The organism is Pseudoalteromonas sp. T1lg10, from assembly GCF_002964545.1.
In the GTDB taxonomy this organism is placed as follows: Bacteria; Pseudomonadota; Gammaproteobacteria; order Enterobacterales; family Alteromonadaceae; genus Pseudoalteromonas.
The window spans coordinates 118,035-139,856 of the sequence record NZ_PQBV01000049.1 but is presented as its reverse complement, the minus strand read 5'-3'; the positions used below and the strand labels follow the sequence as shown (position 1 = coordinate 139,856).

Annotated in this window: 16 protein-coding genes and 1 pseudogene; 9 read left to right on the top strand and 8 right to left on the bottom strand. The window is 48.0% G+C overall.

Annotation, left to right across the window (positions count from 1 at the left end; translation table 11 throughout):
* Positions 1–2: 2 nt before the first annotated feature.
* Entirely contained in the window at positions 3–1,886 is a 1,884-nt protein-coding gene (locus tag C2M17_RS13175; RefSeq protein ID WP_105201202.1) for a transglycosylase SLT domain-containing protein, read from the bottom strand.
* Positions 1,887–2,182: 296 nt separating this feature from the next.
* Here C2M17_RS13175 and fadB point away from each other — a divergent pair, with 296 nt between their 5' ends.
* The 3 genes from fadB (at position 2,183) to tusA (ending at position 6,052) form a co-directional block, all read left to right on the top strand.
* The gene (gene fadB, locus C2M17_RS13170; protein ID WP_105201201.1) at positions 2,183–4,345 is read left to right on the top strand and encodes a fatty acid oxidation complex subunit alpha FadB; all 2,163 of its coding nucleotides are present in this window, start codon (positions 2,183–2,185) and stop codon (positions 4,343–4,345) included.
* 2 nt (positions 4,346–4,347) lie between these two features.
* Positions 4,348–5,511, top strand: coding sequence for an acetyl-CoA C-acyltransferase FadA (gene fadA, locus C2M17_RS13165; protein ID WP_105201200.1), 1,164 nt, complete (start codon positions 4,348–4,350; stop codon positions 5,509–5,511).
* Between the two features lie 301 nt (positions 5,512–5,812).
* The gene (gene tusA / locus C2M17_RS13160; protein ID WP_105188758.1) at positions 5,813–6,052 is read left to right on the top strand and encodes a sulfurtransferase TusA; all 240 of its coding nucleotides are present in this window, start codon (positions 5,813–5,815) and stop codon (positions 6,050–6,052) included.
* Positions 6,053–6,064: 12 nt separating this feature from the next.
* On the opposite strand, the gene C2M17_RS13155 is transcribed toward tusA, so the two are convergent.
* The 3 genes and pseudogenes from C2M17_RS13155 to glyQ form a co-directional block, all read right to left on the bottom strand.
* Positions 6,065–6,511: a hypothetical protein gene (locus tag C2M17_RS13155; protein ID WP_105201199.1), complete on the bottom strand. Its 447-nt coding sequence runs from the start codon at positions 6,509–6,511 to the stop codon at positions 6,065–6,067.
* A 112-nt stretch (positions 6,512–6,623) separates the two neighbouring features.
* Positions 6,624–8,693: a glycine--tRNA ligase subunit beta gene (glyS, locus tag C2M17_RS13150; protein WP_105201198.1), complete on the bottom strand. Its 2,070-nt coding sequence runs from the start codon at positions 8,691–8,693 to the stop codon at positions 6,624–6,626.
* A gap of 8 nt (positions 8,694–8,701) precedes the next feature.
* A pseudogene (glyQ, locus tag C2M17_RS13145) lies at positions 8,702–9,600 on the bottom strand (glycine--tRNA ligase subunit alpha).
* 286 nt (positions 9,601–9,886) lie between these two features.
* Here glyQ and C2M17_RS13140 point away from each other — a divergent pair.
* Positions 9,887–11,032: a S8 family serine peptidase gene (locus C2M17_RS13140; RefSeq protein ID WP_105201197.1), complete on the top strand. Its 1,146-nt coding sequence runs from the start codon at positions 9,887–9,889 to the stop codon at positions 11,030–11,032.
* 76 nt (positions 11,033–11,108) lie between these two features.
* Here C2M17_RS13140 and gyrB read toward each other — a convergent pair whose 3' ends face one another.
* Genes gyrB through dnaA form a run of 4 tightly spaced genes read right to left on the bottom strand, consistent with a single transcriptional unit; the run spans position 11,109 to position 17,089 of the window.
* On the bottom strand, positions 11,109–13,532 hold the full coding sequence (gene gyrB / locus C2M17_RS13135; protein ID WP_105201196.1) for a DNA topoisomerase (ATP-hydrolyzing) subunit B: 2,424 nt from the start codon (positions 13,530–13,532) through the stop codon (positions 11,109–11,111).
* Between the two features lie 11 nt (positions 13,533–13,543).
* The gene (gene recF, locus C2M17_RS13130; protein WP_105201195.1) at positions 13,544–14,635 is read right to left on the bottom strand and encodes a DNA replication/repair protein RecF; all 1,092 of its coding nucleotides are present in this window, start codon (positions 14,633–14,635) and stop codon (positions 13,544–13,546) included.
* Positions 14,636–14,640: 5 nt separating this feature from the next.
* Entirely contained in the window at positions 14,641–15,744 is a 1,104-nt protein-coding gene (gene dnaN / locus C2M17_RS13125) for a DNA polymerase III subunit beta (protein WP_105201194.1), read from the bottom strand.
* A gap of 10 nt (positions 15,745–15,754) precedes the next feature.
* Complete coding sequence (dnaA, locus tag C2M17_RS13120; protein ID WP_442792607.1) at positions 15,755–17,089, bottom strand: chromosomal replication initiator protein DnaA; 1,335 nt, start codon at positions 17,087–17,089, stop codon at positions 15,755–15,757.
* A gap of 661 nt (positions 17,090–17,750) precedes the next feature.
* Between dnaA and rpmH the strand changes: the two genes are divergently transcribed.
* From rpmH to mnmE, 5 genes are all read left to right on the top strand, one after another.
* On the top strand, positions 17,751–17,885 hold the full coding sequence (gene rpmH, locus C2M17_RS13115) for a 50S ribosomal protein L34 (protein WP_008488847.1): 135 nt from the start codon (positions 17,751–17,753) through the stop codon (positions 17,883–17,885).
* A 6-nt stretch (positions 17,886–17,891) separates the two neighbouring features.
* Positions 17,892–18,317, top strand: coding sequence for a ribonuclease P protein component (gene rnpA / locus C2M17_RS13110; RefSeq protein WP_105201192.1), 426 nt, complete (start codon positions 17,892–17,894; stop codon positions 18,315–18,317).
* Between the two features lie 89 nt (positions 18,318–18,406).
* Positions 18,407–18,658 carry a membrane protein insertion efficiency factor YidD gene (gene yidD / locus C2M17_RS13105; RefSeq protein ID WP_105201191.1) on the top strand — a complete coding sequence of 84 codons (252 nt, stop codon included), beginning with the start codon at positions 18,407–18,409 and terminating at the stop codon, positions 18,656–18,658.
* Positions 18,659–18,685: 27 nt separating this feature from the next.
* The gene (gene yidC, locus C2M17_RS13100) at positions 18,686–20,314 is read left to right on the top strand and encodes a membrane protein insertase YidC (RefSeq protein WP_105201190.1); all 1,629 of its coding nucleotides are present in this window, start codon (positions 18,686–18,688) and stop codon (positions 20,312–20,314) included.
* Between the two features lie 127 nt (positions 20,315–20,441).
* Positions 20,442–21,806, top strand: coding sequence for a tRNA uridine-5-carboxymethylaminomethyl(34) synthesis GTPase MnmE (gene mnmE / locus C2M17_RS13095; RefSeq protein ID WP_105201189.1), 1,365 nt, complete (start codon positions 20,442–20,444; stop codon positions 21,804–21,806).
* Positions 21,807–21,822: the final 16 nt, after the last annotated feature.

The window sequence follows — 21,822 nt, the reverse complement described above, 5'->3', positions numbered from 1 at the left end:
GGCTAACCGCCTATATTCATATCTAAAATTGTCGCCAGGACATTTTCATCCTTGCCTTGCTTGGCCAGATAAACCTGGCGATAGGCAAACACGTTTTTGACGTAATCCCGGGTTTCACGATAGGGGATCAGTTCAATCCATAACTCTGCCGGCATGGCTTCATCGGGGATCCACTTATTGACGCGATGGTAACCGGCGTTATACGAGGCCGTGGCTAAAATTTGATTGCCGCGGGTCTTCCCTTCCAAATACTTTAAGTACTTGGTGCCTAAATTAATATTTGTGCTGGGTTCATACAAACGCTTGCTCGAAACAGAACTGCGATTAATGTATTTGGCGGTGCTGGGCAATAGCTGCATCAGACCCCGAGCATCGGCGCGCGAGCGGGCATCGGCGGCAAAGGAGCTTTCCCTGCGGGCAATAGCGATACTCCAATCCAGGTCCACCTTATGGCGGTGACTGTAACGCTTAAAGAGATCCGTGTAAGCATCGGGAAAGCGTAAATCGACATAATCCCAAGCCTTTAGTCGAGCTAGGGTAACTATGGCCCTGTCATGCCAGCCCTGCTCCGACGCCAATACCGCAGCGGCCAGTTTCTCGGCATTACTGGAGGTGTCGAGCAGATAATTCCACTCCCTTCTGGCACTGGTGACTCTTTCCAGCTCATATAAAATCTGTGCCCGTTTAAACCCTGGCGCCTGCTCTACCTTGGCCTTTAAACCCGGCGCCAGCGTCAATTGCTGGTTATTAAGGTTAACTGGGAGGTCTAATCGCGCCGCAGCTAAAAAGCCGTAATAGTCGCGCTCATTTGCCAATTGCTGCCACAGCTCCTTGGCTTGCTCGTTTTTACCCTGGCGTGAATAACTGTAAGCCAGCCAGTATTTATGTCCGGCGTTAAGCGCTTTTTTCGGCGTAAAAAAGGCGATAATGGCCGGCCAGTCCTGCTCCCTAAGCATATTCGCCAAATGCCACTGCACCAGTTTGCTATCCTGCTGGGCATCGGGCACCTTGTTCAGCCAAAACTTAGCATCATCATGCTGCTTAACCGCCAGCGCATAGGCCAAGGCATAATGGATCTTATCTTGTTGCTCGTCGCTAAAGGTAAACATGCCAGATAATTTTTGCCAGGCGCGAACGGCCAGATCAGGGTCTTGCCAAACCAGGCGTTTAACCCCGTAAACGGCAATGTCCGCTTCTTTGGGAGATTTGTTTTTATAGCGATATAAACCGGCTGCGGCACTGGGATCTTTTTTAACCTGGGAATATAAATCCGCCAGATAACGCTCCTTGGCCGGCAGTTGTGTTTTTAAATAGCTAACCAACTTATGCTGCCCCGCCTCGGCGGCTAAGCCCAAACGTTGCCATACTGCTTCCGACGTTTGCCCGCCAGCCTTGCGCCAATAAGAAAACACCCTATCGCATTCCTTGGGTTGTGATTTACCTACCAACCACAGTTTTTCTATCTGCTCCAACAGGGCATCTTTTGGCGCTCCAAGTTGCCACTGAAACTCAAGGTACTGGCAGGTAAGCTCGACATCCTTGGTAACGCTGTAATTCTCTACAAACTTGGCCTTATGGCCATGCTTGGCCAAATAGTTCAACCAGGCACTGCGCACCGGCCACTCCAACGGCGTATGCTGGTACACCTGCAAGAAATGCTCTATTTCGGTTTGATATTTAATATGTGGATGGTGCTTATAGAAAGCCATTTCCACATAGGGCTTAAGCGGATGTTTAAGGCGCTCATTGGCCTTCTTAAATTCTGTGTAATTGCCGCCCCTGGCAATTTTTTCCGCTTTGAGGAAATCATCGTGCTCGCCGGCAAATGAAGCACTGCAAACTTGCAGCAAGGAGGCGGCCAGCAGGGTGTGAAGAAGTCGTTTCATGATAATCCTAACTGTATTTCGTGAAACAAAAGCAGCGAAGAAGCCAACATTAGGCAAAAAAGCGCGCTGCCCTCATAGAGTCAAAGACTCTCAATAACTGTACTACATAAATGCCAGACTTTTTACCTATGCCAACCGCATTCTGGCGTGTTTTGGTCGCATCTCTTTTTTGAGCTAACTTTAACTGTATGTAAATTTTAACCTTAAATTTTCATTGCATTTTGCGATTAAAGGCGAGACACTGATTTAAATTTAACTCATCGTACCAGTTTCATGTGAAACAAAGGGAGATACCCATGATATTTCAGAGCGATTCCTTTGTAGTTTCTTTTATAAAGGACCAAATTGCCGAGTTTAAGTTCACTGTGCCCGGCTCAGTAAACAAGCTTTCGCAGCAAACCCTGAGCGATTGCCATCAGGCAATTAAAGAATTAGCCCAACGTGACGACATCAAAGGTATGGTGTTCACCAGTGACAAAGATCACTTTATCGTTGGTGCCGACATTTTCGAATTCCTACCCACTTTCCAACGTCCAGAAGAAGAACTGGTTGGCTGGATTAAAACCGCCACCGACGTATTCGACGCCCTGGAAGATTTACCTTTCCCAACGTTAAGCGCCATTAACGGTATGGCCTTAGGCGGCGGTTGCGAGTGGGTTTTAGCTACCGATTTCCGCGTTGCCAGTGAAACAGCCAAAATTGGTTTACCAGAAACCAAGCTGGGTATCATGCCGGGCTTTGGTGGTACTGTACGCTTACCTCGCTTAATCGGCGCTGATAACGCCATGACCTGGATCACCACGGGGCAGGAAAACCGTGCTAATGACGCCCTAAAAGTGGGTGCCGTCGATGCCGTAGTGGCCGCTGACAAATTACTGGGTGCCAGTATCAGCATGCTAGAGCAAGCCATTGCCGGCAAACTGGATTGGCAGCAACGCCGAGCGCAAAAACAAGCACCATTGAAAATGAACAAGGTAGAGCAAGGCATGAGCTTTGCTATGGCCGAAGGCCTGGTGATGGGCAAAACCAAGGGTCATTACCCTGCTCCTGTGATGGCGGTTAAAACCATCAAGGCCGCTGCTAATATGAGCCGCGATGAAGCCATGGCATTGGAAAACGCCAACTTCGCAAAATTAGCCAAGACCAAGGAAGCGGCGGCGCTAACCGGTATCTTCCTGGCCGACCAATATATTAAAGGCAAGGCCAAGAAACTGGCCAAGGGCAGCGACACTCAAATCAATCAAGCCGCGGTACTAGGTGCTGGCATTATGGGTGGCGGTATCGCTTATCAATCGGCCTATAAAGGCACCCCCATTATCATGAAAGACATCAACCAAGGCGCTTTAGATCTTGGTATGGGTGAAGCCGCTAAGCTACTTGGAAAGAAAGTACAACGCGGCCATATGAGCATGGACAAGATGGTTGGCGTGCTAGGTAAAATAAAACCGACCTTGAATGATGCCGATGTGCAGGCCGCCGATATAGTCGTTGAAGCGGTTGTTGAAAACCCTAATGTGAAAAAAGCGGTATTAAGCGACTTAGAGAAATCCATGCCTGAAGGCACGGTACTCACCTCAAACACCTCAACCATTCGCATCGATGAGCTGGCCACGGCCCTGGAAAAACCAGAAAAATTCTGTGGTATGCATTTCTTCAACCCGGTACCCCGTATGCCGCTGGTTGAGATCATCCGTGGTGAGAAAACCTCACAAGAAACCGTCAATGCTGTGGTTGATTACGCTCTTAAGCTGGGCAAGTCGCCTATTGTTGTTAATGACTGCCCGGGCTTCTTTGTAAACCGCGTGCTATTCCCCTACTTTGCCGGTTTCAGCAAGATGGTTAGCGAAGGCGTCAGCTTCGCTAAAATAGACAAGGTGATGGAAAACGTATTCGGCTGGCCGATGGGCCCAGCTTACCTGCTTGATGTTGTTGGTATCGATACCGCCTTCCACTGTACAGGTGTAATGGCCGATGGCTTCCCCGAGCGCATGGCGCGTCAGGAAAAAGATCCGGTCACCATTATGGCTAACGCAGAGCGCTTTGGTCAGAAAAATGGTAAGGGTTTCTACAGCTACGCCCCGGACCGCCGTGGTCGCTTGAAGAAGAGCTCGGATGCCCAAGCCCTTGAACTAATTGCGCCACTATTCGATGGCGAGCAAGAGCTGGATAAACAAGAGATCATCGACCGCTGTATGATCCCTATGATCAACGAAGTACTGCTTTGTCTACAGGAAAACATAGTAGCTTCACCACAAGAAGCCGATATGGCGCTGGTGTACGGCATAGGTTTCCCTCCGTTTAGAGGCGGCGCATTCCGCTATCTAGACCAAATTGGCCTGGCCAACTTTGTGGCGGCTGCCGACAAGTACGCGCACCTGGGTGCTATTTACCAGGTATCAGACGAAACCCGTCAATGGGCTGAACAAGGCCGTGTGTTTTATCAAGTGGAGGGACAATAATCATGAATAAGGTTGTTATTGTAGATTGTATTCGTACGCCTATGGGCCGTTCTAAAAACGGTGTATTCCGTCATAAACGTGCCGAAGACCTGAGTGCACACTTGATGAAGGGCTTGTTGGAACGTAACCCAGCGGTAGACCCGGCATCGATTGACGATATTTACTGGGGCTGTGTGCAGCAAACGCTAGAGCAAGGCTTTAACGTGGGCCGTAACGCCGCCCTGCTTGCCGGTATTCCTCATACCGTACCTGCCGTGACAGTAAACCGCTTGTGTGGTTCTTCCATGCAGGCGCTGCATGATGCCGCTCGCGCCATTATGACCGGCGCCGGTGACACCTACCTTATCGGCGGTGTGGAGCACATGGGTCACGTGCCTATGACGCACGGCAACGACTTCCACCCAGGGCTGGCAACATCCGTTGCACAAGCAGCCGGTGTCATGGGCCTAACCGCCGAATATCTGGCCACCTTGCATGGCATTAACCGTCAGCAGCAGGACGAATTCGGTGCTCGCTCGCATCAACGCGCCCATGCGGCAACGGTTGAAGGTCGCTTCAAAAAAGAAATCCTGCCCATGGAAGGTCATGACGAAGATGGCGCCCTAACCTTGGTTGAAGACGATGAGGTTATTCGTCCGGAAACCACGGTTGAAGGCCTATCTCAACTTCGCCCTGTATTTAACCCGGCATCAGGTAGCGTGACCGCAGGGACCTCTTCGGCCCTGTCTGACGGTGCTTCAGCCATGTTGGTCATGAGTGAAGACAAGGCCAAAGAGCTAGGCCTGCCGATCCGCGCCTATGTGAAGTCTATGGCGGTGGCGGGCTGTGATCCGTCTATCATGGGCTATGGTCCTGTACCAGCCAGTAAGAAAGCGTTGCAAATGGCCGGTTTGACTATCGATGATATCGATGTGGCCGAGCTGAACGAAGCCTTTGCCGCTCAGTCTTTACCTGTACTAAAAGATCTTGGCTTGCTGGATAAGGTAGACGAAAAAGTTAACCTCAACGGCGGTGCTATTGCCCTGGGTCACCCCTTGGGTTGCTCTGGCTCGCGTATCAGCACCACGCTAATCAATATCATGGAAGACAAGGATGCTAAATATGGTTTAGCGACCATGTGTATCGGTCTTGGTCAGGGTATTGCGACTGTCTTTGAACGTCCGTAAATAACCTGAACTTGGGTTAAGAAGTTCGCTAATATGCTTTAAAAATAGCTAACTTGAGGTCAAATTTTTCTAGCTAGATGTTTTGATTAATACAAGGCAAATTTGTGCGGCAATAGAAGCTCTATTGCAAACAAATTTAACGCGGTAGTAAGAAAAAACAGCAGCTAGAAAGCAAGTTGTTATCACAAGTCCAGGTTACTTAAATCTTGGTGACAAAAAGGCGGGTTCAGCTTAGTGCTCCCGCCTTTTTTCTTGCCGCGACTTTGGGTAAAATGGGCGTTTTCTACGCGAGCACTCATTTATGACCTTCGATACCGCCGATCACGTTCTTGATGCCTTAGGCTTACGCTGCCCAGAACCCGTTATGATGGTGCGCGGTACGGTGCGCAAAATGAATAACGGCGAAACCTTGCTGATCACCGCGGACGACCCTTCAACCACCCGCGACATACCCAGCTTTTGCCGTTTTATGGACCACACTCTGGTGGCCCAGCAAACGGAGCAGTTACCTTATCAGTACTTAATCAAAAAAGGGCTTTAACAGCCCTTTTTATTATTCAAACACCTGATTAATGGTTACCAAGGGCTTGCTAAAGCGCGAGAAGTTAATAGATACCTTGTACCAACCCTCTTCCGCCGGAGTAAAGCTAAAGTAGTTATACACGCTGTTACAGTCCGCCTGTACCGGCAAACCAATCTCCAGCTGCTTATCCAGACCTTCGTCTAAATAACCACAGTTATAGTTTTCACTCCAATCGGCATCGGCAATTTTAAATTCATAGGCCTTGCCCGGGGTCGATAGCTTGATCTTGGTTTCATAAATGGCCGGCGCCACCTTGACCATTTGATACTCTGGCTGCGCATCCCATAATGAGAAGTCGCCACGCAGATACAAAGGCTTTTGTACTTCTTCAACCGGCACTATATCGTCCAGGGTAACTGTGCTTGAGCACGCACCTAAAAATAATGTGGCTAAAACGAGGGAGAGTTTTGTCTTCATTGTTATTTTCCAAATTTGACGCACTTTTCATCAGTCTAAGAAATTCGTGCACTGGCTTCAATAAAAAAGCCAGCACAAAGCTGGCTTTCGTCATGAATGTAAGAAATATTCACTATTTTTGCAGTACCGAGATATCGGCAACCTGTAAAAACAGGTCCTGCAACTGAGACAATAGTGCCAGACGGTTACGCTTAATTGCTTCGTCGTCCGCCATAACCATGACGTTATCGAAGAAAGCATCAACACTTTGGCGAATATTGGCCAGTTCACTTAGTGCCTGCTGGTATTCGCCCTGCTCATATAAAGGCGCAAGTTTGGCCTGATAGGCTGCCACTTCTTGTGCCAACGCCTGCTCAGGTGCTTCTTGCAATAAGCTTGGCTCAATGGCACCGCTTTCTTGAACATCATTTTTGCTCAGGATGTTACCAACACGCTTGTTGGCCGCAGCCAAGGCTTCTGCCGGCTCAAGAGTACGGAAATGGCTTACCGCCTTAACGCGTAGATCAAAGTCCAATGGCTTGGAAGGACGACGCGCCAATACAGCCTGGATCACATCAACCTCAATGCCTTGCTCCTGATACCAGGCGCGGAAGCGACCCAGTAGGAACTCAAACACATCTTCGGCAACCTGATTATTGCTTAGCTTATCGCCGAACAGGGTTTGCGCTTTCGCAACGATATCAAGCACATCCAGAGAAAGTTGCTTTTCAACCATGATGCGCAAGGCACCGATAGCGGCGCGACGCAGTGCAAACGGGTCTTTGTCGCCCTTAGGCGCCTGACCAATGCCGAAAATACCAACCAGAGTATCGAACTTATCCGCCAAAGCCACAGCACAGCTGATATCACTGTGTGGCAAGGCATCACCGGCAAAGCGCGGCATATACTGTTCGTTCATGGCCAGGGCTACGGCTTCGTTTTCACCATCAAAGCGTGCATAGTGCATACCCATCACGCCCTGAACATCGGTGAATTCCATCACCATTTCGGTCATCAGATCGGTTTTACTCAATAGACCTGCGCGCTCGGCCAGGGCCTTATCGGCACCCAGTTGCTCGGCGATATAACCAGAAAGCGCGCTAATACGCTCGGACTTATCTTTAAGCGTACCCAATTGCTTTTGGAACAATACGGTACCGAGTGACTCCAAACGGCTTTCCAGAGTTTTCTTTTTATCCGTTTCAAAGAAGAACTGCGCATCGGCAAGACGTGGGCGTACCACCTTCTCGTTACCGGCGATAACCACGCTTGGATCTTTACTTTCAATGTTCGAAACAAACAAAAACTTGTTAATCAGATTGCCGTCTTGATCTAGCAGCGGGAAGTATTTCTGGTCGTCCTTCATGGTGTAGATCAGGGCTTCGTCCGGTACCGCCAGGAAGCTTTCTTCAAATGAAGCGGTAAGCGTTACCGGCCACTCAACCAAAGAGGTTACTTCTTCAAGCAGGTCTTCATCCATGGCCACTACCGCACCAAGTTGTGTCGCTGCCGCTTCGATTTGGTTGCGGATCATTGCCTTACGGGTTTCGTAATCGGCAATAACATAGGCTTTCTTCAGCTGCTCAAGGGCTTCATTGGCATTATTGATGGTAACCTTTTCCGGGTGATGGAAACGATGTCCCTGAAGCTGGTTAGCAACCTGCTTACCAAGGATCTCACCGGCAATCAGGCTGTCACCGTAAAATACCGTGGCTGTGTGCACAGGACGGATAAACTGGGTCTTGTTGGCACCCCAGCGCATCGGCTTAGGGATAGGCAGTTTCGCCAGTGCCGCATTTACCGCATCGACGATCAACTCTTGCACCGGCTGACCGGCAACTTCGGCCTTATGCAGTAACCACTCGCCTTTATCGGTAACATGGCGACCAGCTTCACTTACCTCGATACCACAGCCTCGGGCCCAGCCCATTGCCGCTTTGGTTGGGTTACCATCGGCATCAAATGCCGCCTGAATTGCAGGACCACGCTTTTCTACTACCTTATCAGCCTGCTTGCCATCAAGTTGCAGCACCATCAGACCTAAGCGACGTGGAGAGGCGTACCATTGCACCCCTTCATGTGCCAGAGCAAGTTCTTCTAATTGCGCTTTTAGGCCATCGGCGAACGCCTCAGCAAGGGTACGCAATGATTTCGGTGGCAATTCTTCTGTACCGATTTCTACTAATAAATTTTGCTTTAACATGGTAATTCTTAATCCTTACACAGCGGGAAACCAAGCGCTTCACGCGCCGCGTAGTAACTTTCAGCACAGGCTTTAGACAGGGCGCGCACACGCAGGATGTAACGCTGACGCTCTGTTACAGAAATACGTGGCGAGCATCAAGCAGGTTAAAGGCATGCGACGCCTTCATTACTTGCTCGTAGGCCGGTAGCGGTAAATTCGCTTCAATCAGCTTTTGGCTTTCTTTTTCACACTGATCGAATTGCTTAAACAAAGCATCAACGTCGGCGTACTCAAAGTTGTATTTTGATTGCTCAACTTCGTTTTGGTGGAATACGTCGCCGTAAGTAACCTTACCCATAGGGCCATCTGTCCAAACCAGGTCATAGATGCTGTCCACGCCTTGGATATACATGGCCAAACGCTCAAGACCATAAGTGATCTCACCGGTAACCGGCGCACACTCAAGGCCGCCCACCTGCTGGAAGTAAGTGAACTGGGTCACTTCCATGCCATTTAGCCACACTTCCCAACCAAGACCCCAGGCACCCAGAGTCGGTGATTCCCAGTTGTCTTCCACAAAGCGAACTTCGTGTTTCAATGTATCTATGCCCATGGCCGCAAGCGAGCCAAGGTAAAGCTCCTGAATATTATCGGGAGAAGGCTTTAACACCACCTGGAATTGATAGTAGTGCTGCAAACGGTTGGGGTTTTCACCGTAACGGCCATCGGTAGGACGACGACATGGCTGTACGTAAGCACTCGACATCGGCTCTGGGCCAACGGCTTTTAAAAACGTAAGCGGGTGAAAGGTGCCCGCGCCCACTTCAAGATCAAGAGGCTGAGCAATAACACAGCCTTGCTGTGCCCAATAATCCTGAAGCGCTAGGATCAGGCCCTGAAAAGTTTGTAAGTCGTATTTTTGCATAATGACGTTAAATTCTGCTGCTTAGAGTGCGGTTTTATTGCTCACAGTATACCCCTTGCACCGCCTTGTTTTAAGCAGTTTCTGCTTTTTGCCCTGTGCACGATAACGATCAACTCCCTGAATTTACTTTTTTTAGTATTCCAGATTCACGCATTTTCTATTCATTATCTACGACTCTTTTCGTATTTCTATTTGAAACAGTTGATTTTTTTGCAATTTGGCCTAGATTGTAAACCCAGTGTTAATTAACACTATCTCAATAATAACGATTATAAAGGTTAAACTAATGAACAAAACTCTCATCGCAACAGCTGTATTAGCTGCATCAACAGGCTTCGCCTATGCCCAGCCGGCTCCCGATCACGCAGGTATGGCTGCCGAACTTGAAATTGCAAATACCTGTATTGTTCGCTTCAACGACAGCGTTTCTAAATTCGATGTCGAAGGTAAAGCCCGCGGCATGTTAATGAAATCTCAGTCTCAAGCTAAGCACATTTATAGCAATGCCATTAAAGGTATGGCTATAAACATGAGCTGTGATAAAGCGAAAAGCGTGTTTGCAGACGAAGCCGACATCATGCGCTTTACTCCTGACGGTATCGCCCATGCTTCTCCATCTATTGATCAAGGCAAGCCTGGTGGCGGCGGCGGCAGCCAAGGTCAACAAACACCTTGGAGTGTCACCCGTGTAGGTGGTCCGGTAGACGGCTCGGGCTATACGGCTTGGGTTATTGATACTGGTATCGATCTAGACCACGGCGACTTAAACGTTGATGCTAGCCGCGGTTTTAGCGCCTTCACCAGCGGCCGTAATGCCGGTATGGATGATGGCAATGGCCATGGTACCCATGTTGCCGGTACTATCGCAGCCCTAAATAACCAACAGGATGTTGTTGGCGTTGCAGCCGGTGCAACCGTGATTCCGGTAAAAGTATTGGACTCTCGCGGCTCTGGTAGCTGGTCTGGCGTATTGGCCGGTGTAGATCACGTAGCAGCGAATGCGTCTGCCGGTGACTGTGCGAATATGAGTTTGGGCGGTGGCTTTAACCCTGACCTGAACGATGCCGTTGAGAATGCAGCCCAGCAATCGGGTGCATTCTTCGTGGTTGCCGCGGGTAACGAAAGTCAACATGCAGGTAACGTGTCTCCTGCCAGTGCCTCACACCCTCGCGTGTTCACTATCTCTGCAACAGACAGCAACGATAACTTCGCCAGCTTCAGCAACTATGGTAACCCACCGGTAGACTATGCAGCGCCTGGCGTAAGCATTCTATCTACTCGTTCTGGTGGTGGTACAACAACCATGTCAGGTACCTCTATGGCATCTCCTGCTGCCTGTGCTGTGATCATGATGCGCAATGGTAACCCGGGTACAGATGGCCAGGCCATCAACGACCCTGACGGCAATGCGGATTCTATCCTGCATCTTTAAACCTATTGTGAACTAAGTAAAAAGCCCCCGCTAATGCGAGGGCTTTTTTATGCTTGGTGATTTATATCAACCTGGACTACACGTCCAGGTTAACTACACGTAGTGCATTTTGCTCGATAAACTCACGACGCGGCTCAACCTGATCACCCATAAGGGTGGCAAATAGTTGGTCGGCTGCGATAGCATCTTCAATGGTAACGCGTAGCATACGACGTGCTGCAGGGTCCATGGTAGTTTCCCACAGCTGGTCCGGGTTCATCTCACCCAATCCTTTATAACGCTGTGTATACAAGCCCTTCTTAGAGTCGCTGATCAGCCATTCTAGTGCCTCAACAAAACTGTCGACCGGCTGAGTTTTCTCACCACGTTGTACGTAAGCACCGGCACCTATAAGGTTACCCACCTTCTCGCCAGTTACACAGATACGCTGATAGTCTTTTGAAGTCAGGAAATCATGATTAAGCACATACTGCTTATCAACACCGTGCTGACGAATATTCACCATAGGGTAATGCAGCTTACGCTCCTCATCGAAATGAGTATGAGCACTGTAGATAGCCGCGTCTTCGTCACGGACGATCAAGTCTTCAACTAATGCCTCAGTCCACTGCTGCACCTTGGCTTCTTCGCCTAAGTCATCTTCGCCGATACAGTCGCGATAGATAAGGCTATGCATCATGGCTGATGGGTATTTACGGGCTAAACGCTCAATTACCTTTTCCGTCGCTTGGTAATCACGCACCAGATTTTCCAGTGCATTACCTTCGATAACCGACGCACCTTCGCTGCTGTATAAGGCAGAGCCATTTAGCGCCAGCGAGGTTAGGTATTCAACTAAAGCATTATCGTCTTTGATATAACGCTCTTGCTTGCCTTTCTTGATCTTGTACAGCGGCGGCTGAGCGATATAAACATAGCCACGCTCGATGATTTCCGGCATTTGACGATAGAAGAAGGTCAATAGCAAGGTACGAATATGCGAGCCATCGACGTCGGCATCGGTCATGATAATGATGCGATGATAACGAAGCTTCTCAGGGTCATACTCGTCACGACCGATACCACAGCCCAGAGCGGTGATCAGGGTCGCTACTTCTTGCGAGGATAACATCTTATCGAAACGCGCTTTTTCTACGTTAAGAATTTTACCTTTAAGCGGCAGGATGGCCTGATTCTTACGGTTACGGCCCTGTTTGGCAGAACCACCCGCAGAGTCACCCTCCACTATATATAGTTCAGATTCTGCCGGGTCTTTTTCCTGACAGTCTGCCAGCTTACCAGGTAAGCCAGCCAGGTCCATGGCGCCTTTACGACGGGTCATTTCACGAGCTTTACGCGCAGCTTCACGGGCACGGGCAGCATCGATAATCTTGCCAACAACTGTTTTAGCATCAACAGGATTCTCTAGTAAGAATTCACTGAGCTTTTCACCCATGGCTTGTTCAACGGCGGCTTTTACTTCACTCGATACCAGCTTGTCTTTAGTTTGCGATGAGAACTTAGGATCAGGAACCTTAACGCTAACAACCGCGGTCAAACCTTCACGGGCATCATCACCAGTCGCATTACTGGTGGTTTTGGCTTTCTTATTAAAGCCTTCTTTTTCCATATAGGTGTTAAGTGTACGCGTCAGTGCAGCACGGAAACCTGCTAAGTGAGTACCACCGTCACGCTGTGGAATATTATTGGTAAAACAGAAAATATTTTCCTGGAAGCCATCGTTCCACTGCATAGAAACTTCAACGCTGATACCGTCTTCACGCTCATGGGTGAAGTGGAATACGTTTTGATGTACAGGTGTTTTCTTACGGTTTAGGTAAGCAACAAAGGCCTCGATACCACCTTCATATTTAAAGTGGTCGCGTTTATCTTCTTCACGCTCATCGCACAAAATAATCGACACGCCCGAGTTCAGGAAAGACAGCTCGCGTAAACGCTTGGCCAGGATGTCATAGTGGAAGTTGGTATCACTAAAGGTTTGCGCACTCGGCCAGAAACGAATTTCCGTACCCGTTGAGTCCGACTCACCAATAACACCTAACGGTGCATCCGGCTCGCCCATAGAGTAAGTCTGTTTATGCAATTTGCCATCACGACGAATTTCCAGTGCCAGCTTTTCAGATAGTGCGTTTACAACCGAAACACCTACACCGTGCAGACCACCGGATACTTTATATGAGTTGTCGTCGAACTTACCACCGGCGTGAAGCACGGTCATAATAACTTCTGCGGCCGACACCCCTTCTTCCGGGTGCAGCTCGGTTGGAATACCACGGCCGTTATCGCGTACCGACACGGAACCATCGGTGTGAATTGTTACGTAAATATCGTCACAATATCCCGCCAACGCCTCATCGATCGAGTTGTCGACTACCTCGAATACCATATGGTGTAAACCGGTGCCATCATCGGTATCACCAATGTACATTCCTGGTCGTTTCCGTACGGCGTCTAGTCCTTTAAGTACTTTAATACTTGATGAATCGTAATTTTCAGACATGGTGTTTCCATTTATCTTGTTATTAGTTCGCCATGTTTCACGTGGAACAAAGCTTGTGGCCTTGCTAACGCCTCTAACACGGCGGAGACACTTTGGGATTCAATCGTTGTTATAAATATCTGTGCATCACAGCGTGAAAGCAGTTGCCCTACCTTCATCTTGGTATCTTCGCTTAATTCCGAGGGTAAATCGTCAATAAGCAGAATCGATTGTTTTCCGGTCTCTTTTTCTATTAAGCTATTTTGCGCTACTTTGAGCGCATATAAAAGCAATTTTAACTGCCCTCGCGAGAAGGCTGTTTCTACCGGGCCGAGCGATGTTTTTATCGTTAGATCGGCCTTATGTGGCCCTTTGCTGGTATAGCCACGCATCAGGTCACCATCCCTATTCTGCGCCAATACATCGGCAAGGGACTCAGTGCGTTTCCAACCCCAATTGAAGTCAATTTCAAGGTGGTTTAGCAATTCTAATTCTGTACACAGTCTATCAAAAAAAAGCGCCTTAAACCTCTCTATATACATCTCTCTTAACTGAGTAATTTTCTCGGCTAAGCGCACGAATTCCTTGTCCCAAACGGGCAGCATGGTGCGTAGTTCGGGGGGCTTGTTTTTTAACAGGGCATTACGTTGTTTCAGTACCTTATTGAAGTTTTGCCAGTAGACAAAAAACTCTTGTTCCACGTGGAACACACCTAAATCGATAAAGGCACGTCGCTCTTTGGGGCCGCCAAAAAAGAAGGAGTAGCTTTCTGGGGTAATAACCTGAACCGGCAAAACCTGCGCAAGATCAGAAATTCGACGACTCGCCTTCCCTTGAATTTTTATCTGGGTTTCCCCCTGAACATCTTTTTGTATGCCAAGAGGAATGGTCAGATTATTGCTCCGCTTTTTGGCGTGCAAGGTAAAACGCGATTGGCCATCACGAATCAGGGTGCGGTGCTTAGTGGTACGGAAAGAACGTCCGTGAGAAAGAAAATAAATGGCTTCTAAAAAGCTGGTCTTGCCGCTGCCATTTTCACCATAGATGATATTGATAGCTTCAGGAGCTAGGGTAGCAGCCTCAATATTACGGAAATTATTGAGGCTAATAGAGGTCAGGCTCATGGCCGTTACAAGCGCATCGGCATAACGACATACAGAGCTTCGCTATCTCCCGCCGCTTCCATCAGGGCACTGCTGTTTGAATCGGCAAGGGTGATAGAAACGTCTTCGGTTTTGATGGTGTTAAGCACATCAAGAAGGTAAGAAACGTTAAAGCCAATCTCTAAATCCTCCCCTTGATACATAACTTCAATCACCTCTTCCGCCTGTTCTTGCTCTGGGTTATTGGCGCTGACTTTGAGCATGCCCGAGCTTAAATTAAGGCGCACACCGCGGAACTTCTCATTCGATAAAATAGATACGCGATGCAAAGCATTACGCAGCCATTCGCGGTTAGCGATAATAATTTTATCACCACCACGAGGCAAAACACGGCGATAGTCAGGGAAACGGCCATCAACCAATTTACTGGTAAAGGTAAATTCTGCGTCAGTAATGCGGATATGGTTGGCACCAAACTGAATGGTAACAGGCTGGTCGTCCGCCGGCATCAGGCGCATAATTTCCTGCACCCCTTTGCGTGGCACAATTAACTGGCGCTGGCTGTTTAATGACTGAGGTAATTTCTTTTGCGCTATGGCCAAACGGTGACCATCTGTAGCCACGGTTTTAATTTCGTCATTTTCAACTTCAAACGACATGCCGTTAAGGTAATAACGCACGTCCTGATTAGCCATTGAAAAATGCGTGCTTTCCAATAACTTACGCAGTTCTAGTCGACTTAATTGAAATTCAACTTCGCCATCCCATTGCTCCAGATTCGGAAAGTCTTCTGCTGCTAAAGACAACAAGGAGAAGCGGCTTTGTCCGGATGTCAGTACCACCTGATGCTCCTGAGAGGTCAAGGTGATATCGCTGCCATCGGGCAGGCTCTTACAAATATCTAAAAGCTTTTTCGCCGGCAAGGTGATCTTGGTATCGGCACAAGGTTGCTCTAAGGCTACCGAGGCGACGAGCTCTATTTCCAGATCGGTTCCCGTCATAGACAGCTGACCATCGCGCACCTCAAGTAATACATTGGAGAGTACGGGCAAGGTGTGCTTACGCTCGATGGCACCTGATACCTGCATTAAAGGCTTTAAAAACTGATCTCTAGCGATAGTAATTTGCATAAGGGTAACCTTAAGATGACAAAGTTCTTATTAGATTTTGATAGTCTTCTTTCACTTCATGGCTTTCGTCACGAAGCGCTTTTACCTTACGGCAGGCGTGCAATACCGTGGTATGGTCACGACCGCCAAAAGCATCGCCGATTTCCGGCAAGCTATGGTTTGTTAATTCTTTTGATAGCGCCATGGCCACCTGGCGTGGACGCGCAACCGAGCGACTACGGCGCTTGGACAATAAATCAGAAACGCGAATGCGGTAATACTCAGCCACTGTGCGTTGAATATTATCTATGGTCACCAGCTTATCTTGCAGTGCCAATAAATCGCGCAGCGCTTCTTTTACAAAGTCGATGGAAATAGGTCGACCGGTAAAGTTAGCATTGGCGATCACTCGGTTTAATGCCCCTTCAAGTTCACGCACATTGGAGCGCAATTTCTTGGCAATAAAGAAAGCCACTTCGTGAGGTAAGTTAATCTTACTCTGCTGCGCCTTTTTCATCAAAATGGCTACTCGGGTTTCAAGCTCCGGTGGCTCGATGGCAATAGTTAAGCCCCAACCGAAGCGCGACTTAAGCCTGTCCTCTACCCCTTCTATTTCTTTGGGGTAACGGTCTGAGGTTAAAATAATCTGTTGGTTGCCCTCAAGCAGCGCATTAAAGGTATGGAAGAACTCTTCTTGAGAGCGCTCTTTATTGGCAAAGAATTGAATATCATCGATCAACAAGGCATCGACACTGCGATAATAGCGTTTAAAATCTTCTATCGCATTGTTTTGTAAGGCTTTTACCATATCTTGAACAAAGCGTTCGGAATGCATATAAACAATTTTGGCATTCTCTTTTTTCGCTAAAATGCCATTGCCCACCGCATGTAACAGGTGCGTTTTACCTAAACCGGTGCCACCGTATATAAATACAGGGTTAAATGCTGAGCCAGGATTATCGGCCACTTGCGTTGCCGCAGCCTTAGCCAACTGGTTTGACTTACCTTCAACAAAGTTATCAAAGGTATAGTTTTCTTTAATATTCGATTTGTACTGAGACTTAGGCGCTGGCTCAACAGCCGCTGGTTGGCTAGGCTGTCTGGCCTTATTTACCTTGGCACTGTCACTGTTGCCATTAACACCCTGATTAGGTGTTTGTGCCGTGGTATTTACAGCGGTATTAAGCATGGGCTTGCTGCCCACGTCAAAACGTAATTCTGGCGCTTCATCGCCACAAATTTCAACTAACAGCTCATTTATGCGATTTAGGTATTTTTCTCTTACCCAATCAAGCACAAAGCGATTTGGCGCATAAATAGTCAGAGTATCATCTGTACTTTCTGCCTGCAGCGGTCTTACCCACATACTAAATTGCTGTGATGGCAATTCATCTTGCAACACATATAAACAACTTTGCCAAACAGACAGATACACAGTTCACTCCCGAAATAGAATAGAGGTTTCGATACTCGTTCATCACGAGTTTAGCGCTTATTATTCTTCCCTGAATCACGACTTTTTTGTGCCCGGGTCGCACATTATGACGCCTATTTATCCACAACTTCAATATTGATTTTTACTGAAAATGTGCTTCAGCAAAAAACATAGTGCAACACTATGTTTTTAATGGATATTTATTTTAAAAAAAGAATTTAATTTAACGCTTTACAAAACTTTGATCTTGATCAACTGGGATGATCAAACAGGGTTATTCAGGGGATTTATGCACTTTTTAAACAGAGCCTGTGGAAAACTTTCATTTTTTAATGATCCTATACGGATCGCTTGTACGATCCCCAGCTATAACTGCTTATATATAGGCTCTTCGTTGTACGATTATCGTTGACTTTAGCATCAAGCCTCTATAAAATCTCGCGCTCGCTAAGGCACCACGGAATGTCCGTTGGAAACAGTCGGTAAACATCACCGAATGAGAAAAACTTGGCATCGAAGTTGTGTTAGCGTCTGAGTGAGGATCGCGACCCACACAGAGAATTTAAACCTTAACCGATCGGATGGAATTGTTATGAAAAGAACTTTTCAACCTAGCGTATTAAAGCGTAAGCGTACTCACGGTTTCCGTGCTCGTATGGCTACTGCTAACGGCCGTAAAGTACTAGCACGTCGTCGTGCTAAAGGCCGTAAAGTTCTTTCTGCTTAATATTTAGTGGAAGACTTTCGCTTTGGCAGGGAGTTACGTCTGTTAACTCCCTCGCATTACTCCCGCATTTTTAATGAGCCTGCTCGGGCTGCTACTTCTCTCTTTACCTTATTAGCTAAACCAAACTCTTTGGACCATGCACGTCTAGGATTAACCGTAGCTAAAAAAAATGTAAAACAAGCCAATCAGCGTAACCGAATCAAGCGTATCGCTCGCGAAAGTTTTCGTTTGCATCAGCATAAGTTGGATAACATTGATATCGTGCTTATGGTTAAGCGTGGCATTGATGAGCTATCAAACGAAGAAATACGCAAAGATCTCGATAAACTCTGGCGCAAAATCAATGAACGCTGCAAGCCCGGATACAAGCCACCACCACGCAGACCTCATAAAAAGCATCACAATACCAAGCAAAAGCGCGGCCAATCATAGAATTTACCGACTTTTTCAGGTATCTTTAGCTCACCTTTTAATCGACTAACTGAGTATTCGCTTTACCTTACTCAGTGCTGCGGGCCTTTATGTTAGCTTTTATATTAGCAATACCTAAAAATACCCTCATTACTGTAATTAAGGTCTATCAAAAGTGGATCAGCCCAATGCTTGGGCCGAACTGTCGCTTTAATCCCAGCTGTTCTTCATACGCCTTGCAGGCAATAAAACTGCATGGGGCGATAAAAGGCAGTTGGTTGGCAGTAAAACGAATAGTAAAATGCCATCCTTTACACGCCGGAGGGGATGATCCCGTTCCTGGCAAACGTAACCACCATTAATCTTAACAACGAGAAATAAGAGCTGTTATGGAATCGCAACGCACGTTTTTATTTATCGGCCTGTTGTTGGTGTCATTTTTATTATTCCAAGAATGGAATAGTGATTATAACCAACCGGCCAACAATCCAAGTGCTCAAACCCAAAGCAATGCCCAAACCAACGCCGGGCAAAGTGACGTTCCCAACTCGGATATTGCCGAGCCGCTAGTCTCAACATCGGCAAGCCAACAAGTTATTACCGTAACCACAGATGTGTTTGCGGTGAAAATTGACACCCTTGGCGGCGACATCATCGAAGCCAAACTGCTTCAGCATGCGGAAACTCATGGCAGCGACGAACCTTACCTGTTGTTAGGCCAGTTTGAAGGCAATGAATATTTCGCCCAAAGCGGTTTAATTGGCTTAAATGGTCCCGACGCTCGCAAAGAAGGTCGCCCGGTTTATCAAAGCGCACAACAAAGCTATACCCTTGAAGGCGATACCCTAGCGGTACCCCTTACCTTTGTTGATGCCCAAGGCGTAAGCTACACCAAGACCTACACCTTCCATAAAAACCGTTACGACGTAACCTTGGATTATGACATCCAAAACAACACGGCGAACGCGGTTCAGGTACAGCTTTACACTCAGGTTAAGCGTACCGTCCAGGACAAGGGCAGCTTGATTGATCAAAGCTACCTAGGTGGTGCTTACGGTACCGACGAAGTTAACTACGAAAAGTACTCGTTCGACGATATTCAAGACAAAGAATTGAAAGAGTCGACTCAGGGTGGTTACGTGGCCTTCCTACAGCACTATTTCGTAAGTGCCTGGGTACCAGCTCAAGATCAAACGAACACAGTATATATGCGCCTGCCGACTGCCAAGGTAGCGCAAATTGGTATTAAATCTGAGCCAGTGAATATTGCTCCGGCCAGCTCTGCTACTTTCGCATCTACCTATTATATGGGCCCGAAAGATACGGATGCTTTGGAAGCACTGCACTCGAACCTGGATTTGGCCGTGGACTATGGTTGGTTATGGTTTATCTCACAACCACTGTTATCACTGCTGAAGTTTTTATACAGCTTCCTAGGCAACTGGGGTCTGGCTATTATTGCTATCACAGTGCTGATGAAAACCGCACTGTATCCGCTAACTAAAGCACAATATACTTCTATGGCGAAGATGCGTGCCCTGCAACCTAAGATGCAGGCACTAAAAGAGCGCTATGGTGATGACCGTCAGAAATTCGGTCAGGCCATGATGGAAATGTACCGCAAGGAAAAAGTAAACCCTATGGGTGGCTGTTTCCCGCTGTTGCTACAAATGCCTATCTTCCTGGCCCTATTCTACGTATTCCTGGAATCACCTGAGCTACGTCATGCTGAATTTGGCCTGTGGTTAACAGACTTATCGTCGAAAGACCCCTTCTACGTACTACCGGTACTATTCGGTGCCAGTATGTTCCTGATGCAAAAGCTACAGCCGATGACGGTTACAGATCCTATGCAGCAGAAGATGATGACCTGGATGCCGGTATTCTTCTCGGTATTCTTCCTTTGGTTCCCATCGGGTCTGGTACTTTACTGGTTGGTTTCAAACCTTATCTCTATCGCCCAGATGCTGATCATCTACCGCGGTATGGAGAAAAAGGGCTTGAAGGTGCGAGGCTAGATTAAGCCTTAACCAAGATTAGAAAAGCGGCTTATGGCCGCTTTTTTATTGCCTGAATCTCAGCTTCTTCTTGTTTACTGCCACATTAGGTTACAATACACACATTGCCGCTTTATCGAGTTATTCTATGTATTCTCAAGACACTATCGTTGCCCAAGCCACGGCCCCCGGACGCGGTGGCGTGGGTATTATTCGCATCTCAGGTGCCCTAGCAAAGGACGTTGCCAAGCAGATCATCGGCCACTGCCCCAAGACCCGTTACGCCGAATATGTACCCTTTCACGACCTGAATAAGCAACAGCTGGATCAGGGTATCGCCCTATTCTTTCAAGGCCCTAATTCCTTTACCGGCGAAGATGTACTTGAGCTACAAGGCCATGGCGGCCCTATTATTCTCGATATGCTGCTGCGCGAAATCGCCGACATCGACGGTGTGCGTCTGGCCAAACCGGGGGAATTCTCCGAGCGTGCATTTTTAAACGATAAGCTTGATTTAACCCAGGCAGAAGCCATTGCCGATTTAATCAATGCTACCTCGGAGCAAGCGGCAAAAAGCGCCCTGCACTCGCTACAAGGTGAATTCTCCAATCACATCACTCAGCTGGTGGAACAGGTTATTCACCTGCGCATGTATGTTGAAGCGGCCATAGACTTTCCCGATGAAGAAATTGATTTCCTCAGCGACGGCAAGGTTGCCGGCGATCTGCAGCAAATACTGGATCAGGTCGAGCAGGTGCGGGCCCAGGCCAAACAAGGCAGCATTATCCGCGATGGTATGCGGGTAGTCATTGCCGGCCGTCCTAACGCCGGTAAATCCAGCCTGCTCAACGCCCTGGCCGGCCGTGAAGCCGCCATAGTTACCGATATCGCCGGTACCACCCGAGACGTGCTTAAAGAACACATTCATATCGATGGTATGCCCCTGCATATAATCGATACCGCCGGACTGAGGGAAAGCCCTGATAAAGTGGAACAGATCGGAATAGAGCGCGCCTGGGAAGAAATAAACCAGGCCGATCGCGTACTCTTTATGGTTGACGCCCAGGACACCCAAGCCAATACGCCAGAGCAAATCTGGCCAGAGTTTGTTGCCAAGCTTCCGGAAAATATGGGCATTACCGTGATCCGTAATAAGGTTGATTTAAGCGGTGAGGAGCTGGGATTTGACGACAGCCATAGCCATCCGGTATTGAGGATCAGCGCCAAAGAAGGCCTGGGGATTGACCTAGTACGCGAGCACCTAAAAGCCTGTGTCGGCTTTGAAGGCACGCAAGAAGGCAGCTTTATGGCCCGCCGTCGCCATTTAGATGCCTTAGAACGTGCTTTAAGTCATCTGCAAACTGGCCAGGAGCAGCTTGAAGCCCATATAGCCGGCGAAATTCTTGCCGAAGAACTGCGCTTAGCGCAGCAGTATCTTAATGAGATCACCGGTGAATTCACCTCAGATGATCTGCTCGGCAAGATCTTCAGCTCATTCTGTATCGGTAAGTAAAAAAATGGGCCTAACT

Coding starts and splice junctions, on each gene's coding strand:
- gyrB (WP_105201196.1), bottom strand. CDS start 13,532: ATGTCTGAAAATTACGATTCATCAAGTATTAAAGTACTTAAAGGACTA.
- C2M17_RS13155 (WP_105201199.1), bottom strand. CDS start 6,511: ATGAAGACAAAACTCTCCCTCGTTTTAGCCACATTATTTTTAGGTGCG.
- yidD (WP_105201191.1), top strand. CDS start 18,407: ATGTTAGCTTTTATATTAGCAATACCTAAAAATACCCTCATTACTGTA.
- fadB (WP_105201201.1), top strand. CDS start 2,183: ATGATATTTCAGAGCGATTCCTTTGTAGTTTCTTTTATAAAGGACCAA.
- C2M17_RS13140 (WP_105201197.1), top strand. CDS start 9,887: ATGAACAAAACTCTCATCGCAACAGCTGTATTAGCTGCATCAACAGGC.
- dnaA (WP_442792607.1), bottom strand. CDS start 17,089: ATGTGGGTAAGACCGCTGCAGGCAGAAAGTACAGATGATACTCTGACT.
- rpmH (WP_008488847.1), top strand. CDS start 17,751: ATGAAAAGAACTTTTCAACCTAGCGTATTAAAGCGTAAGCGTACTCAC.
- C2M17_RS13175 (WP_105201202.1), bottom strand. CDS start 1,886: ATGAAACGACTTCTTCACACCCTGCTGGCCGCCTCCTTGCTGCAAGTT.
- tusA (WP_105188758.1), top strand. CDS start 5,813: ATGACCTTCGATACCGCCGATCACGTTCTTGATGCCTTAGGCTTACGC.
- glyS (WP_105201198.1), bottom strand. CDS start 8,693: ATGTTAAAGCAAAATTTATTAGTAGAAATCGGTACAGAAGAATTGCCA.
- recF (WP_105201195.1), bottom strand. CDS start 14,635: ATGAGCCTGACCTCTATTAGCCTCAATAATTTCCGTAATATTGAGGCT.
- yidC (WP_105201190.1), top strand. CDS start 18,686: ATGGAATCGCAACGCACGTTTTTATTTATCGGCCTGTTGTTGGTGTCA.
- mnmE (WP_105201189.1), top strand. CDS start 20,442: ATGTATTCTCAAGACACTATCGTTGCCCAAGCCACGGCCCCCGGACGC.
- fadA (WP_105201200.1), top strand. CDS start 4,348: ATGAATAAGGTTGTTATTGTAGATTGTATTCGTACGCCTATGGGCCGT.
- dnaN (WP_105201194.1), bottom strand. CDS start 15,744: ATGCAAATTACTATCGCTAGAGATCAGTTTTTAAAGCCTTTAATGCAG.